General features: G+C 67.1%; 13 protein-coding genes and 1 riboswitch. Of the genes, 7 read left to right on the forward strand and 6 right to left on the reverse strand.

The features are described from left to right. Window positions 1-5 precede the first annotated feature (5 nt). Genes mtgA through AC5P8J_RS15975 form a run of 3 tightly spaced genes read left to right on the forward strand, consistent with a single transcriptional unit; the run spans window position 6 to window position 2,212 of the window. The gene (gene mtgA, locus AC5P8J_RS15965) at window positions 6-755 is read left to right on the forward strand and encodes a monofunctional biosynthetic peptidoglycan transglycosylase (RefSeq protein ID WP_111098786.1); all 750 of its coding nucleotides are present in this window, start codon (window positions 6-8) and stop codon (window positions 753-755) included. A 46-nt stretch (window positions 756-801) separates the two neighbouring features. Further along, on the forward strand, window positions 802-1,821 hold the full coding sequence (locus AC5P8J_RS15970) for a glycosyltransferase family 2 protein (protein ID WP_021204700.1): 1,020 nt from the start codon (window positions 802-804) through the stop codon (window positions 1,819-1,821). Further along, entirely contained in the window at window positions 1,781-2,212 is a 432-nt protein-coding gene (locus AC5P8J_RS15975; RefSeq protein ID WP_019660070.1) for a CBS domain-containing protein, read from the forward strand. The genes AC5P8J_RS15970 and AC5P8J_RS15975 overlap by 41 nt, the downstream gene beginning before the upstream one ends. Window positions 2,213-2,699: 487 nt before the next feature. Here AC5P8J_RS15975 and AC5P8J_RS15980 read toward each other — a convergent pair whose 3' ends face one another. From AC5P8J_RS15980 to AC5P8J_RS15995, 4 genes are all read right to left on the reverse strand, one after another. Further along, on the reverse strand, window positions 2,700-4,673 hold the full coding sequence (locus AC5P8J_RS15980; protein ID WP_111098787.1) for an AsmA family protein: 1,974 nt from the start codon (window positions 4,671-4,673) through the stop codon (window positions 2,700-2,702). An 83-nt stretch (window positions 4,674-4,756) separates the two neighbouring features. Then, a complete protein-coding gene (gene trhA / locus AC5P8J_RS15985) occupies window positions 4,757-5,395 on the reverse strand; it encodes a PAQR family membrane homeostasis protein TrhA (protein WP_021202025.1) in 639 nt (212 codons plus the stop codon). Between the two features lie 209 nt (window positions 5,396-5,604). Further along, window positions 5,605-7,209 (reverse strand): peptide chain release factor 3, encoded by a 1,605-nt coding sequence (locus AC5P8J_RS15990; RefSeq protein ID WP_227854422.1) that lies wholly within the window; start codon window positions 7,207-7,209, stop codon window positions 5,605-5,607. 66 nt (window positions 7,210-7,275) lie between these two features. Continuing rightward, window positions 7,276-8,160, reverse strand: a complete 885-nt coding sequence (locus AC5P8J_RS15995) for a M23 family metallopeptidase (RefSeq protein ID WP_134732313.1) — start codon at window positions 8,158-8,160, stop codon at window positions 7,276-7,278. 147 nt (window positions 8,161-8,307) lie between these two features. Continuing rightward, window positions 8,308-8,426, forward strand: a riboswitch (SAM riboswitch). 77 nt (window positions 8,427-8,503) lie between these two features. Here AC5P8J_RS15995 and metX point away from each other — a divergent pair. From metX to AC5P8J_RS16010, 3 genes are read left to right on the forward strand one after another with little or no spacing between them, the layout of a single operon-like run. Next, complete coding sequence (gene metX, locus AC5P8J_RS16000; RefSeq protein ID WP_019660065.1) at window positions 8,504-9,535, forward strand: homoserine O-succinyltransferase MetX; 1,032 nt, start codon at window positions 8,504-8,506, stop codon at window positions 9,533-9,535. After that, complete coding sequence (locus AC5P8J_RS16005) at window positions 9,532-10,767, forward strand: O-succinylhomoserine (thiol)-lyase (RefSeq protein ID WP_111098789.1); 1,236 nt, start codon at window positions 9,532-9,534, stop codon at window positions 10,765-10,767. Before metX ends, AC5P8J_RS16005 begins: the two co-directional genes overlap by 4 nt. After that, on the forward strand, window positions 10,764-11,831 hold the full coding sequence (locus AC5P8J_RS16010; RefSeq protein ID WP_021202028.1) for a homoserine dehydrogenase family protein: 1,068 nt from the start codon (window positions 10,764-10,766) through the stop codon (window positions 11,829-11,831). Before AC5P8J_RS16005 ends, AC5P8J_RS16010 begins: the two co-directional genes overlap by 4 nt. 109 nt (window positions 11,832-11,940) lie before the next feature. Here AC5P8J_RS16010 and AC5P8J_RS16015 read toward each other — a convergent pair whose 3' ends face one another. Both AC5P8J_RS16015 and AC5P8J_RS16020 read right to left on the reverse strand, forming a co-directional pair. Further along, complete coding sequence (locus AC5P8J_RS16015; protein WP_019660062.1) at window positions 11,941-12,936, reverse strand: alpha/beta fold hydrolase; 996 nt, start codon at window positions 12,934-12,936, stop codon at window positions 11,941-11,943. A 203-nt stretch (window positions 12,937-13,139) separates the two neighbouring features. Continuing rightward, a complete protein-coding gene (locus AC5P8J_RS16020) occupies window positions 13,140-14,522 on the reverse strand; it encodes an L-serine ammonia-lyase (RefSeq protein ID WP_021202030.1) in 1,383 nt (460 codons plus the stop codon). A 100-nt stretch (window positions 14,523-14,622) separates the two neighbouring features. Here AC5P8J_RS16020 and AC5P8J_RS16025 point away from each other — a divergent pair, with 100 nt between their 5' ends. Then, window positions 14,623-14,856: a glutaredoxin family protein gene (locus AC5P8J_RS16025; RefSeq protein ID WP_021202031.1), complete on the forward strand. Its 234-nt coding sequence runs from the start codon at window positions 14,623-14,625 to the stop codon at window positions 14,854-14,856. Window positions 14,857-15,042: the final 186 nt, after the last annotated feature.

Here is a 15,042-nt window from a genome sequence, read left to right on the forward strand (position 1 = left end):
CAGTAATGGGGGCAGGGGGAGAGCAGCACAAGGTGGAAGCCGTAGCAGAAGGCCCACGCCGCAGGCGCTGGCGCTGGAAACGGCTGCTGTGGCTGCCGGTGTTGCTGGCGGCCTTCAGCTGCCTGCAGGTGCTGGTGCTGCGGTTCATCGACCCGCCGGTATCCACGGTCATGCTGTGGCGCTATGGCGAGGCGCTGGGCGAGGCCGATTGGTCCTATCGCCTGCATTACCAGTGGCGCGACCTGGACCAGATGGCGCCGAGCCTGCCGATCTCGCTGGTGGCGGCCGAAGACCAGCGCTTCCCCGTCCACAATGGCTTCGACCTGCAGGCCATCGAGAAGGCCCGCGACCACAATGCCAAGGGCGGGCGACTGCGTGGCGCCAGCACGATCAGCCAGCAGGTGGCCAAGAACCTGTTCCTCTGGCAGGGCCGCAGCTGGATCCGCAAGGGGCTGGAGGTCTGGTACACCGTGCTGATCGAAGCGCTGTGGCCAAAGGAGCGCATCCTGGAGATGTACGCCAACATTGCTGAGTTCGGCGATGGTGTATATGGCGCGCAGGCAGCGGCACAGACATTCTGGGGCAAGGATGCGGCGCGGTTGAGCCCGGCCGATAGCGCGCGGCTGGCGGCGGTGTTGCCGGCGCCGCGGCGCTACAACGCGGCAAAGCCAGGGCCGTACGTGCAGCGGCGTGCGGCCTGGATCCAGCGCCAGGCACGGCAGCTGGGTGGGGCCGCGTACCTTTCGGAAGAGTGAGCGCGCGCTGCCTGATCTGCGGGCGGCGGCAACGTACAATCCGGGCATGACCCGCGAACGGCTTACTTTCGTCATCGCCGCCTACAACGAGGCCCTGGCATTGCCGTTGCTGCATCCGCGGTTGTGCGCGGTGCTCGACGCGCTGCCCGACATCGACGGCCACATCCTGTACGTGGACGACGGCAGCCATGACGGCACGTGGGAGGTGATCGCCCGCCTGGCCCAGTCCGATGCGCGGGTTTCCGCACTGAAGCTGTCGCGCAATTTCGGCAAGGAAGCGGCGCTGACCGCCGGGCTGGACCTGGTGCGCGAAGGCGCGGCGATGATCCTCGACGCCGACGGCCAGGATCCGCCGGAACTGGTGCCGCAGTTCGTCGCGCGCTGGCGTGAGGGCCATGACAACGTGTATGGCACGCGCATGGCCCGCGACGGCGAGGCCTGGATCAAGCGCGCCACGGCGGCGATGTTCTACCGGGTGATCGGTCGTCTGTCACGCACGCCGATCCCGGCCGATACCGGTGATTTCCGCCTGCTGTCGCCGCGTGCGCTGAGTGCGCTGCGCGAGATGCGTGAGCGCCACCGCTTCATGAAGGGGCTCTTCAGTTGGGTGGGTTTCAAGCGGATCGCGGTCCCCTATCACCGCCATGCGCGCGTGGCCGGCACCAGCAAGTTCAGCCTGTGGCGGCTGTGGAACTTCGCGCTGGAGGGCATTACCGGCTTCTCCACCGTGCCGTTGCGGGCGGCGACCTACCTGGGGCTGGCAACGGCGGCGGTGGCCTTCGTATTCGGTGTGTGGGTGATCATCAAGGCGGCGCTGTATGGCGACCGGGTGGCGGGCTGGCCGACGATGATGGCGGTGATCCTTTTCCTGGGCGGGGTGCAGCTGATCGCGCTGGGCCTGATCGGTGAGTACCTGGGGCGGCTGTACGAAGAGTCCAAGCAGCGGCCGTTGTACCTGGTTGACACGTGGCTAGCATCCGCCGTGGCAGACTCTGCCCTGCAACCCACCCTTGGAGGGCAGGCAGATGACCACGGTACGGCAACTGTTGGACGGCAAGTCTCCTGAAGTGCATGCGGTCGCGCCGGAGGCGGCGGTGATCGATGCGATCCGGCTGATGGCGGAAAAGGGTATTGGTGCGGTGCTGGTGATGGAGGGGCCGCGGCTGGTCGGCATTCTTTCCGAGCGCGATTACGCGCGCAAGATCGTGCTGCGTGATCGTTCCTCACGAGATACGGCGGTGGCCGAGATCATGACCGCACAGGTGGTGACGGTCTCGCCGGGCGAGCAGGTGGAGCATTGCCTGCAGCTGGTGACCGACTACCGCATCCGCCACCTGCCGGTGGTGGAAGGCGCGCAGGTGCTGGGGGTGATCTCGATCGGCGATCTGGTGAAGTCGGTGATCGATGCGCAGCGGCGCGAGCTGGACCAGCTGCAGCAGTACATCGTCGCCGGGTGAGGGTGTCGCTGGCGGGCCTGCGGCCCGCCGGCCCGCTTTTCGAAGCCAGAGCCAGAGCTGAGAGCAGCGCCTTCCTGTCCTGCGGGGAGGCGGAGGGCATGGGCGTGCAGGACACGCCGTGAATCCATCCATGGGGGCTCGATGGCGCCATCCATGGCGCCAACGGTCCTGCACGCCCATGCCCTCCGCCTCTGGACACATTTCTGCGAGCGCGGTGCGTACATGCGCGGTGCCTCGCCTTTTGTAGGTGCCAACCTTGGTTGGCAACAGCTTTTGACTTTGCTTTTTTCTTTTGACTTTGAATTTCCGCTCTCGTTCCGCGCGCGCAGGAAACTGTCGGAAGGGGGACGGGTGACGCAGGCAGGACCGTTGGCGCCATGGATGGCGCCATCGAGCCTACAGGGACGTACTTGCGGCGTGTCCTGCCTGCGTCACCCGTCCCCCTCAAGCCGCGATCAATGCAGGCGCCGCGAACAACGCTGTAAGCCTACTTCGCATACTGCCCGCCGCAGTCGGCATCCTTCCCCGGCCCCAGTTCGATCGTCGCCAGCAACGCCGCCGGCGGCGCGATGCTGCCCAGCGCCAGGGCTACGGCGCCACGAATACCCAACGCCTTGAAGTCGGGCCGGAATGACGGGTCCTTGAAGGTGCCACTGATGTGCAGCGGAGAACGCAGTACCAGAATGCTCCTGTCCTTCGGGCGTGGCTTCAGCAGCAGGTCCAGGGTCTCGTCGCGCAGGCTCACCGTGCCTTCGCCGATGAGGATCGTGTCGGTGGTGTCCACCGCCATCGCCTGGCTGGTCATCAGGCCGTCGCGCACGCCGAAGTCGGCGAAGGCGCAGCGCAGGGGGATCTGCTTGTCGCCGGTCACCAGGAATTTCAGCGATTCGGTGATGTCCAGCCCCGCCAGTTCCATTACCAGGTTGCCGACATGGCCGCGGCCCATCGCCAGGCCGACCTTGCCACTGCTGCTGCCGAGCATTGCGGCGACCGAGTTGCCGTGGCCGCTCAGGTCCACCTCGCCGCCGATGCCACCCTTGGCCTGTTCAGCCAGCTTGGCGTCAGGGAACAACTGGCCCAGCTGCACGCCGCGCACGCTGGCCTTCAGCGCGGTGCTGATCTGCGGACGGCGCGCGTCCATGCGGATCGTGCTGCGGATGTCGCCGCCGGCGACGCCGAAGTTCAGCGGGTCCAACCGCAGCACGCCGTCATCCAGCAACAGGTGCGCATCCATGTCGTCCAGCGGCAACGAAGGGGCGTTGATGCGGTGGGCCTTCCAGCGCACGTCGGCATCCATGGCGCGCAGCTTGCCCAGGTTGTAGGGCGTGTCGGGCAGCACCCGTGCACGGGCGGCAATCCGTGCGGCCTCGGCCTTCTGCTCTGCGTTGGCCGTTTCGCCGCCGCCGGTTTTTGGCGGGGCGCCGACGAAGCCGGCAAGGTCATCAAAGTCCAGGCGCCTGGATTGCAGCGTGGCGGTCAGCCGTGGACGATCGCGTCCCACCTCGAACTGCAGGTTGCCCCCCAGGTCGCTGTCGCCGACCTTGCCAGTGAAGCTGTCGTAACGCCAGACGTCGTGGTCGCGTTTGAGGCGTCCGTTCAACGCATAGGGCGGTGAGGGCGGGATGGCGATGCCGAGCAGAGGATAGAGATCGGCCAGGTCCTGGCCGCTGAGCGCGAACTGCAGGTCGAACACGCGCAGCTGGAAGGGGTTGGTCAGCGTGCCACTGGCGACTGCGTGAGTGGCGCCGGCCCGGCCATCGAGATGGATGCGGAACGGGTGGTCGCTGTCGGTCAGTTCCAGGGGGGATTCAGTGCCGCCGCGCAGCGTGAACCGATTGCCCTGCCAGCGGCCTTTACCCTGCACCAGCAGCGGTGGCGCAGTGTCGGCCTGCTTCGGTTGGCCGCTGCGCACGTCCACGAGGATGTCGGTGCGGCCCAGCGTGTCGAGGAACTGCAGGCGACCGTCGTCGATGCGCAGCCGCTTGAGTTGGGGGCTTGCCCCGCCGGTGCTGCCGCCGAGGAAATCCCAGTTGCCCGGGTCTCCCTTGCGCGGTGCGGTTTCCAGCAGCACATCCGGCCGGGTCAGGCGTACTTCGGGCAGCTGCACGCTGCCGCGCAGCAGGGGCCACACCCGCACATCGATCTCGACGCGGTCCGCCGTGGCCATGGCGGGCTGTTTTGCCCAGCTGGCATTGGCGAAGGTGATCGCATCGGCGCGGATCGTGCTGGTGCGGCCGAGGTCGACATCCAGGTTCCCGATGTGCAGTGCGCGGCCGGTGCGTGCCTGCACCGCACGCTCCACGGGCCCTTTGAACCAGTTCCAGTCCCACAACGCGAACAGCACCAGTATTGCCGCCAGCATGAAGACCAGGATCGTCAGCCAGCGCCGGCCACGTGGGCCGGGACGGCGGAGGCGCCAGCGGTGCGTGCGCTTTGCAGCAGGGGAGGCGGCAGCATTCACGCTGCCATGGTTGCCCCCTCTTCGTGGACAGGGCGCGAAGCGTCCATGTGCATGGCGTGCACGCGCTGCGTTCGAGCGGTCGTTTACAACACCTGCATGGTGACCGCGACAAAGTGGCAGACACTGCCGCCGATCACGAACAGGTGCCAGATCGCATGCGAGTACGGGATCGATTCACGGTGGTAGAAATAGGTGCCCAGCGTGTACGACAGGCCGCCGGCAAACAGCCAGGCGAGGGTGCCACCGTCGATCGAGGCCCACATCGGCTTGATCGCCACGATCACCAGCCAGCCCATGGCGATGTAGATCACCGTGGAGAGCACCTTGAAGCGGCCGGTGTAGAACAGCTTGAACACCACACCCGCCAGCGCCAGCGCCCAGATCGCAGTGAACAGGCCCCAGCCCCACGGACCGCGCAGGCCGATCAGGGTGAACGGGGTATAGGTGCCCGCGATCAGCACGTAGATCGCGCAGTGGTCGAACACCTTCAGCCGGCCCTTGGCGACCGGATGCTGGATGGCGTGATACAGGGTGGAGGCGGTGTACAGAAGCAGCAGCGCGATACCGAATACGATCGCGCTGGCCAGCTGCCAGCCGTCGCCGTAGATCGCAGCCAGGGTGATCAACACCGCACTGGCGGCCAGGGCGAATACCGCGCCCAGGCCATGGGTCAGGGCGCTGGCGACTTCTTCACGGATCGAAGCAATGGACGTCGTGGACATGGGCATGGGCGTTGTTCGCGGGGAGGGGGACCCGCGTCCCCCTATCATCGCCGCGATGGCCGCCATGTGCACGCCCGTCACCGTATGGCGGGTGAATCCCAGCGTCGCGCCGACGAACCCATGATCGGTAGATCCACGCCACGCGTGAACCGCCCGCGATGGCTGGGTTGGAGCCCTTTCCTTTCGGAAAGGGATCCAACCCGCTGGCATCAGCCCACCGAAACGGTATGCGCCGCTTCGCGGGTGGCCGAGAAGCGCACGTCCGGCGAGCGTTCCTGCGCCAGCTGCAGGTTGACCCGGGTCGGCGCCAGGTAGACCAGGTGCCCGGCCGCATCCAGGGCCAGGTTCAGCGCGTTCTTCTCGCGGAATTCTTCCAGCTTCTTCTCGTTGCTGCAGTGGACCCAGCGCGCGGTGGTCACACTGACCGGCTCGAAGGTGGCTTCCACGCCGTACTCGTCCTTCAGGCGGTAGGCGGCCACGTCGAACTGCAGCACACCCACCGCACCCAGGATCAGGTCGTTGCTGGTGAGGGGGCGGAAGAACTGGGTTGCGCCTTCCTCGGACAGCTGGGCCAGGCCCTTCTGCAGCTGCTTGAGCTTGAGCGGATCGCGCAGGCGTGCGCGACGGAACAGTTCCGGGGCGAAGTTGGGAATGCCGGTGAAGCTGACCGCTTCGCCTTCGGTGAAGGTGTCGCCGATGGAGATGGTGCCGTGGTTGTGGATGCCGATCACATCGCCCGGCCACGCCTCGGCCGCGATCTCGCGATCGCTGGCCATGAAGGTCAACGCGTTGGCCAGCTTCATTTCCTTGCCGGTACGCACGTGGAAGGTCTTCATGCCGGCGCTGAAACGGCCCGAGCAGACCCGCATGAAGGCCACGCGGTCACGGTGCTGCGGGTCCATGTTGGCCTGGATCTTGAACACAAAGCCGGTCAGCTTGTTCTCTTCCGGTGCGATCTGGCGGCCGGTGGTGGAGCGCGCCTGCGGCGATGGCGCGTGCTCGACGAAGAAGTCCAGCAGTGGCTGCACGCCGAAGTTGTTCACGCCCGAGCCGAAGAACACCGGTGTCTGCTTGCCGGCGCGGTAGGCGTCCAGGTCGAACGGGTGGCTGGCGCCCTGCACCAGTTCCAGCTCGTCGCGCAGGTCGGCCAGCATCTGTGCACCGATCTTCTCGGCCAGGCCGGGGGCGTCGATGGACGGGAAGATGGTGGAGTCCTGGCGGGTGAAGTTGCGGCCTGGCTCATACAGGTGCACTTCGCCGGTCAGCAGGTGCACCACGCCCTTCAGGCGCTGGCCCATGCCGATGGGCCAGGTGACCGGGGCGCACTGGATGCCCAGCACGGTTTCCACTTCATCCAGCAGCTCGATCGGGTCCTTGCCCTCGCGGTCGAGCTTGTTGATGAAGGTCATGATCGGGGTGTCGCGCAGTCGGCAGACTTCCATCAGCTTGATGGTGCGCTCTTCCACGCCCTTGGCCACGTCGATCACCATCAGCGCCGAGTCCACCGCAGTCAGCACGCGGTAGGTGTCCTCGCCGAAGTCGGCGTGGCCGGGGGTGTCGAGCAGGTTGACGATCTTGCCTTCGTACGGGAACTGCATCACCGAGGAGGTGACCGAGATGCCGCGCTCCTTTTCCAGTGCCATCCAGTCGGAGGTGGCGTGGCGGGCGGCCTTGCGGCCCTTGACCGAACCGGCCATCTGGATCGCGCCTCCGAACAGCAGCAGCTTTTCGGTCAGCGTGGTCTTGCCGGCGTCAGGGTGGGAAATGATGGCGAAGGTGCGGCGACGCGACGCTTCGTTGGCGACTTCGGACATGGCAGTGGCGCCCGCCCGGGGCGCTATTCAAAGAGATAAGCGCCCGATTATACCGGCCGGGGCCGGTCAGCGCCCGGTACCGCCGTCTGCTTCGCCCTGGCGGGCGAACTGCAGCTGTCCCGGCCCGGCGAAGATGCGCACCGGCACCGAGCGCAGGCCCATGCCGCGGTTGACCTGCACCACGAAGTGCAGGTGCGGCGCAGTGCTGTAGCCGCTGTTGCCGGACAGGCCGATCGGTTGCCCGGCTCCCACCGCCTGGCCGCGGCGCACGCGCATGCCGCCGTCCTGGAGGTGGCCGTACAGGGCCATGCTGCCGTCGCTGTGCAGCACGCGGATGAAATTGGCACGGGCACCATCGCGCTCGCGGTCCTGGCCATTGCCACGGAAGCCATCCTGGATCTGCATCACCGTGCCCTCGCGCGCGGCCAGCACCAGGGTGCCCTCCGGCAGTGCGAAGTCGACCGCGTCGCGGTTCTCCTCGTCGTCATGGCTGAATCGCCCCTGCGGCGCCTGGTCCACACGCAGGCGGACCGCATCGAACGGCAGGCGATAGGCGACATCTTCGGCCTGCGCGGCCGGGTTGCCCGGCACCGACTGCAGTCGCAGATCCAGCATGCGGCCATCGATCGGGGCGGGCAGGTGGCCGACCACCAGGCTGCTGTCGCCCTGGATCAGCGACTCGACCGGGAGGCCTTCGACCGGGTGTCCGGGGGCGGCGCGCAGCTGGATCTGCAGCGGCCCTGCCAGCCCGTTGTCGATCCGCGCCTGCCATTGCGTACCGACCGGCTGCAGGCGCAACTGGGCCATGGGGGCGGCGCCCTCGGCACTGCCTGCGCGGGTGGCACGGGCGGAAGGGGGAGCCAGTCCCCAGCCCTGCCGCCAGTCGCCGGCGTGTGCGGTCGCGCTCGCCAGCAGAGGCAACAGCAGGCAGGACAGGGGCAGGCGCGGCATCGGCGTTTCCAGCGAGAGGACCGCCGGGACTGTACCCGATCCTGAACGGGGCGACCGGGACGGCCCTCGCAGAGTGACCCTGAAAATATCTATCGCTTTATCCGCATGAAGGGATTGACAGTGCCGGAAAGGGCTGGCATCGTGACTCCACCATCGAGACCGGCAGAGGGACAGGCCCTTTGAAGCCGGGGCAGCCCGCAGGCGCGCAAGCGTCTGCGTAGGTGCCAAATCCTGCGGGGACCGTGGCGTCCACCGAAAGATGGTTCGAACCATGCACCGCACGTGCATCTCGAACGCGGGCCCCGCGAAGGCTCGATGGCCGATTCCCCAACCGGATCCCGCCATGAGCTTCGCCGCCAGCACCGCCATTCGCCCCGAACCCTTTGTCCCCGTCAGCGTGCCGGTCGCAGACCGCGTGCATGCCGAGCGCGGCGAGTTCGCCGCAGTGTTGTCGATGCGTCACGCAGGTCCCAGTCCGGTGCGCCTGCGCTATGAATGGGTCGGCCCGGCCAATGCGCCGGTGGTGGTACTGGCCGGTGGCATTTCCGCCCATCGCCACGTGGCCTCCAATGCACAGTTCAGCGAGAAGGGCTGGGCCGAAGGCCTGGTCGGCAGCGGGCGCGCGCTGGATCCGCAGCTGCTGCGCGTGCTGGCCGTCGATTTCGTCGGTGCCGACGGTGCGCTGGACGTGCCGATCGATACCGCCGATCAGGCCGACGCATTGGCGCTGGTGCTGGATCATCTCGGCATTCGCGCGCTGAAAGCCTTCGTCGGCTATTCGTATGGCGCGCTGGTCGGCCAGCAGTTCGCGATCCGGCATCGTGCCCGCGTGCGCCAGTTGGTGCTGGCCAGCGGTGCGCATCGTCCGCACCCTTATGCCGCCGCCTGGCGCGCATTGCAGCGTCGCGCGGTCGCGCTGGGCCAGCTGCAGTGCGGCGAAGACCACGGCCTGGCCCTGGCGCGGCAGTTTGCCATGCTCAGCTACCGCACCCCGGAAGAATTCGGCGAGCGCTTCGATGCCGCACCGGAAGTGATCAATGGCCGCGTGCGCGTGGCTGCCGAAGACTATCTCGACGCGGCCGGCGCGCAGTACGTCGCGCGCACGCCAGTGACCGCTTACCTGCGCCTGTCCGAATCGATCGATCTGCACCGCGTCGACCCGGCCGCGATCCTGCCGCCGACCGTGGTGGTGGCCGTGGAGGGCGACCGCCTGGTGCCGCTGGCCGACCTGGTCGGCCTGGTCGAAGGGCTGGGCCCGCGCGGCAGCCTGCGCGTTCTGCGCTCGCCCTATGGCCACGACGCCTTCCTCAAAGAAACCGATCGCATTGACGCGATCCTCGCCACCGCCTTCCGTACTTCTGGAGAGTCCGCATGAGCCTGCACGCCAACGAGCCGTCCTGTAGCCGCACCACTGCCGCTGTCCGTGCCGGCATCGATCGGGACACTGCGCATGGCGCGGTCACGCCGCCGATCGTGCTGTCGTCGAACTTCAGCTTTGAAGGTTTCGGCAACAAGCGCCAGTACGACTACACGCGCAGTGGCAACCCGACCCGCGACCTGTTGGGCGAGGCGCTGGCGGAACTGGAGGGCGGCGCCGGTGGCGTCATCACGGCGACCGGCATGGGCGCGATCAACCTGGTGCTGAACGCACTGCTGCAGCCGGGCGATACCCTGGTGGTGCCGCACGATGCGTACGGCGGCAGCTGGCGCCTGTTCAATGCGCTGGCCAGGAAGGGCCACTTTGAACTGGTCACCGCCGACCTGACCGATCCGCGTGCACTGGCGCAGGCGTTGGCCACCCAGCCGAAGCTGGTGCTGGTCGAAACGCCGTCCAACCCGCTGCTGCGCATCACCGACCTGCGCTTCGTCATCGATGCCGCGCACAAGGCCGGCGCACTCGTGGTGGTCGACAACACGTTCCTGTCGCCAGCGCTGCAGCAACCGCTGTCGTTCGGTGCGGACCTGGTGCTGCACTCCACCACCAAGTACATCAACGGCCACAGCGATGTGGTGGGCGGGGCAGTGGTCGCGCGTGATCCGGCACTGCACGAGCAGCTGGTGTGGTGGGGCAACGCGCTGGGCCTGACGGGTTCACCGTTCGATGCCTTCCTGACCCTGCGCGGCCTGCGCACGCTGGATGCGCGCCTGCGCGTGCACCAGGAAAACACCGCGTCGATCGTTGCCCTGCTGGACCAGCATCCGGCGGTCGGCCGCGTCTATTACCCGGGGCTGGCCGATCACCCAGGCCACAGCATCGCCACGCGCCAGCAGAGTGGTTTCGGTGCGATGCTCTCGTTCGAACTGGCCGACTGCGAAGGCGACGATCCGCATGCCGCAGTGCGTGCATTCGTCGATGGCCTGCGCTGTTTCACGCTGGCCGAATCACTGGGCGGCGTCGAAAGCCTGATCGCGCATCCGGCCACCATGACCCACGCCGCGATGAGCGCCGAAGCGCGAGCCGCTGCCGGCATCAGCGAAGGCCTGCTGCGCCTGTCGGTCGGCATCGAGGCCGAGCGTGACCTGTTGGCCGATCTCGGCGCCGCTCTGCAGCGTGCCGAAGCGGTGATTGATGCGGCTGCGCGCCGCAAACAGGCGGTGGATGCATGAGCGCGCTCGCCGCAGAGATTCCTGCTCTGGGCGTGGGACGACTGGCGCTGCTTGGCACCGGCACGGTCGGCTCGGCCTTCGTACAGCGCTACCAGGCGTTGCAGGCACGTGGGCTGGAACTGCCCAGCGTGCAGTGGCTGGCCAATTCACGCACTGCGTTGGAGATCGATCGTGACCTGGCGGTGCCGCTGGAACTGGCACGGCGTGCACCGCGCGATGGCCAGAGTTCGCCACCGTGGGCGAGTGCCGAAGGACTGGAGCGTGGCGACGTGGTGGTCGACGCCACCGCCAGCGAAGACGTAGCCGCGCGCCACGTACAGTGGCTGGCGCGCGGCGTGCACGTGGTCACCGCCAACAAGCTGGGGCGTGGTGCACAGCTGGCACGCGCGCAGGCCATTGCCGAGCGTTGCGCAGACACGGGTGCGCGCTACGGCGACAGCGCTACCGTCGGCGCCGGCCTGCCGCTGTTGAGCAGCCTGCGTGCGCTGCTGGCCGGTGGTGATCACATCCATGCCATCGAGGGCGTGCTGTCCGGTTCGCTGGCGTGGCTGTTCCATCGCTATGACGGCAAGTCGCCGTTCTCGGCGGCGGTGCGCGAGGCGCTGGCGGCCGGCTACACCGAGCCGGATCCGCGACTTGACCTGTCCGGCGAGGACGTGCGGCGCAAGCTGCTGATCCTGGCCCGCAGCAGCGGGCTGGCGCTGGATGCGTCGCAGGTAGAGGTGGATTCACTGGTGCCTGAAGCGCTGGCAGCGCTGCCGCTGGAGGATGCGGTGGCGGCGCTCGAGCAGCTGGATGCGCCGTTGCAGGCGCGCTGGCAGCAGGCGCGCGACAATGGTCGTGTGCTGCGCTTCGTTGGCCGCGTTGATGCCGAGGGTGCACAGGTGGGCCTGCGTGAGCTTCCGGCCGACCATCCCTTGGCGCAGGGCGCGGGCACCGACAACCGCGTCGCCATCCATAGTGATCGCTATCGCCTGCAGCCGCTGTTGATCCAGGGACCGGGCGCGGGTGCGGAAGTGACTGCGGCCGCGCTGCTGGATGATGTGTTGCGGATCGTCGGCTGATCGCACCGCTCCTGTAGACCCGAGCCCACGCCCGGCTGCTCCTGGCAGGATCCCCATCCTGCCGCATGAGCCGAGCGCGGGCTCGGCTCTACAGGGGCACGCTTGCCGGTCAGCGCGACTTCAACGCCTTCAACAGCGCGCTGTTGAACTGCTTCGGGTCCTGCACCTGTGGCGAATGGCCCAGTTCGGCGAACTCGATCAGCGTCGCGCCCGGAATCGCCGCGGCTGCCGCTCTGCCGAGTGCCGGATAGTTGCCCAGCGTCGCCTTCACCGTCGGCGGCGCCAGGTCACGGCCGATCGCGGTACGGTCCTTCTGGCCGATGAACAACGTGGTGGGTACCTGCAGGTTCTTCAGTTCGTAGACTACCGGCTGGTTGAACACCATGTCCGAGGCCAGGGCCTGGCTCCAGGCAACGGCCTGCTTGCCCGGACCTTCGTACATGCCTGACTGCATCCGCGCCCACGGCTCGTAGGCCGGCTTCCATTTGCCGTCGTAGTACACGTCCAGCTGGTAGCGGCGGATGCTGTCATAGCTGATGTTCATTTCGCCGGCGTACCACGCGTCCACGCTGCGCCACGGCACGCCCAGCGCCTTCCAGTCCTCCAGCCCGATCGGGTTGACCAGTGCCAGGCTGCGCAGGTCCTGTGGGAACATCAGCGCGTAGCGCACTGCCAGCATGCCACCCATCGAATGACCGACCAGGTGCACCGGCACATCACCCAACTGCAGTTGCTGCAGCAACGCATGGGTGTTGGCGGCCAGCTGCGCGAAGCTGTACTGGTAGCGCTCGGGCTTGCTGGATTTGCAGAAACCCACCTGGTCCGGGGCGATCACCCGGTAGCCGGCGGCAACCAGGGGCTTGATCGATTCCTTCCAGGTGGCCGCGCAGAAATTCTTGCCATGCAGCAGCACCACCACGCCGATGGGCGCCTTCTTCGGCGCGATGTCCAGGTAGGCCATCTCCAGCGGCTGTCGCTGCGATTCCAGCGCGAAGGTCTTCACTGGATAGCCGTAGTCGAAGCCCTCCAGGCGCGGCCCATAGCTGGGCGCGGCGAGGGCGGACAGCGGAAGGCAGGCAAGCAGGGCGGTAGCGATCACGCGCATGGGGCAGTCCTGGGCAGGGGAGCCCCGAGCCTAACCGCAACGCAGTGATGGTGTCGTCCGACCGGCCAGGGACAACGGGGTAGAGTCGACTGTCAGTCGACTGCGCTTCGATCAGACCGCGAACATCCCGCGCTGCGCGCGATAGTCGACTGACAGTCGACTCTAGCTGCGGCCCGGCGCCATCGCGCCGGGCCCGGTCGACCTCAACACTCGATGACGTTCACCGCCAGGCCACCGCGGCTGGTTTCCTTGTACTTGTCCTGCATGTCGCGGCCGGTATCGCGCATGGTCTTGATCACCTTGTCCAGCGACACCTTGTGCTTGCCGTCGCCGCGCATCGCCATGCGCGAGGCATTGATCGCCTTCACCGCACCCATCGCGTTGCGTTCGATGCAGGGGATCTGCACCAGGCCGCCAATCGGGTCGCAGGTCAGGCCGAGGTTGTGCTCCATGCCGATTTCAGCGGCATTCTCGATCTGGCTGGGATTGCCACCCAGTGCCGCGACCAGGCCACCGGCGGCCATCGAGCAGGCCACGCCCACTTCGCCCTGGCAACCCACTTCGGCGCCCGAGATCGAGGCGTTTTCCTTGTACAGGATGCCGATCGCTGCCGAGGTCAGCAGGAAGTCGAATACGCGCTGCTCATTGGCGCCGGGGCAGAAACGGTCGAAGTAATGCAGCACCGCCGGCAGCACGCCGGCGGCACCGTTGGTCGGCGCAGTTACCACACGGCCACCGGCGGCATTTTCTTCGTTCACCGCCAGTGCGTACAGATTGACCCAGTCCAGCGTGGTCAGCGGATCGCGCATTGCCGCTTCCGGCTTCGACGACAGCTCGCGGTACAGCGCCGGCGCACGACGGCCCACCTTCAGGCCACCCGGCAGCACGCCTTCCTCGCGGATACCGCGCGCCACGCAAGACTGCATTGCGCTCCAGATCTCGCGCAGCTGGGCACGAATCTCGTCTTCGCTGCGCCAGCACTTCTCGTTCTCGAACATCAGCTGGGCAATGCTCAGGCCGCTGCGTGCGGTCTGCGCCAGCAGCTCGTCGCCGCTCTTGAACGGGTAGGGCAACGGGGTCTCATCGGGCACGATCCGGTCGTCGGCCGCGTCGTCCTGGTTGACCACGAAGCCGCCGCCGACGGAGTAGTAATCGCGGGTAGCGATTACTTCGTCCTCGGCGTTGTAGGCGGTGAAGCGCATGCCGTTGGTGTGGTACGGCAGCTTCTGGCGCTTGTTCATGCCCAGGTCGCGCTTCTCGTCGAAAGCGATCTCGTGCTGGCCCATCAGCTGGATGCGCTTGCTGCTGCGGATGCGCTCGAGCGTAGCCGGAATGATGTCCGGGTCGATCAGGTTCGGGCGCTGGCCTTCCAGGCCGAGCAGGATCGCCTTGTCGGTGCCGTGGCCGCGGCCGGTCAGCGCCAGCGAGCCATAGACATCGGCGCGGATGCGCGCGACCTCGGGCAGGCGGCCCGGATCGAGCAGCCAGCGATGGATGAATCGCTCGGCGGCCTTCATCGGCCCGACGGTGTGCGAGGAACTCGGGCCAATGCCGATCTTGAAAACGTCGAACGTGCTGACAGCCATGGATGCCGTACTGCGGGTACCGGAAGAGACCGCTATTCTAGCGGCTCACGCCGCACTTCCATGGCTGCGGCGCAGCATTTCGGCAGAGGGAGCAAAACCGGTGTTGACTCTGTTCCAGCGTGACGATTGCCACCTGTGCGACATGGCCCTGGCCGAACTGGCCAAGGCGCGGGCGCCGGAGTTCGAATCGGTGTTCCTGGATGACCAGCCGGCGCTGGAATCGCGCTACGGCGCGCGGGTGCCGGTGCTCCGCGACGAGCGCGATGACCGCGAGCTGGACTGGCCGTTCGACGCGGCCACGGTGCAGGCCTGGCTGGCTGAAAGCTCTTTGTAGAGCCGAGCCATGCTCGGCTGACGCGCGCAGCGCGACCTGGACGGCAGCCGAGCATGGCTTGTATGTTCCTCCCGGCTCCTACGCGGTATGTAGGAGCCAGGGTGGAGGGACCGTCAACATGATATCTGCGGATAGCAGCCGACAGACGAGCCGAGCGATCCCCATCCCGCACCTTAACGTCGATAA

It is taken from the genome of Stenotrophomonas sp. YJH_SMC_37 (assembly GCF_059370035.1).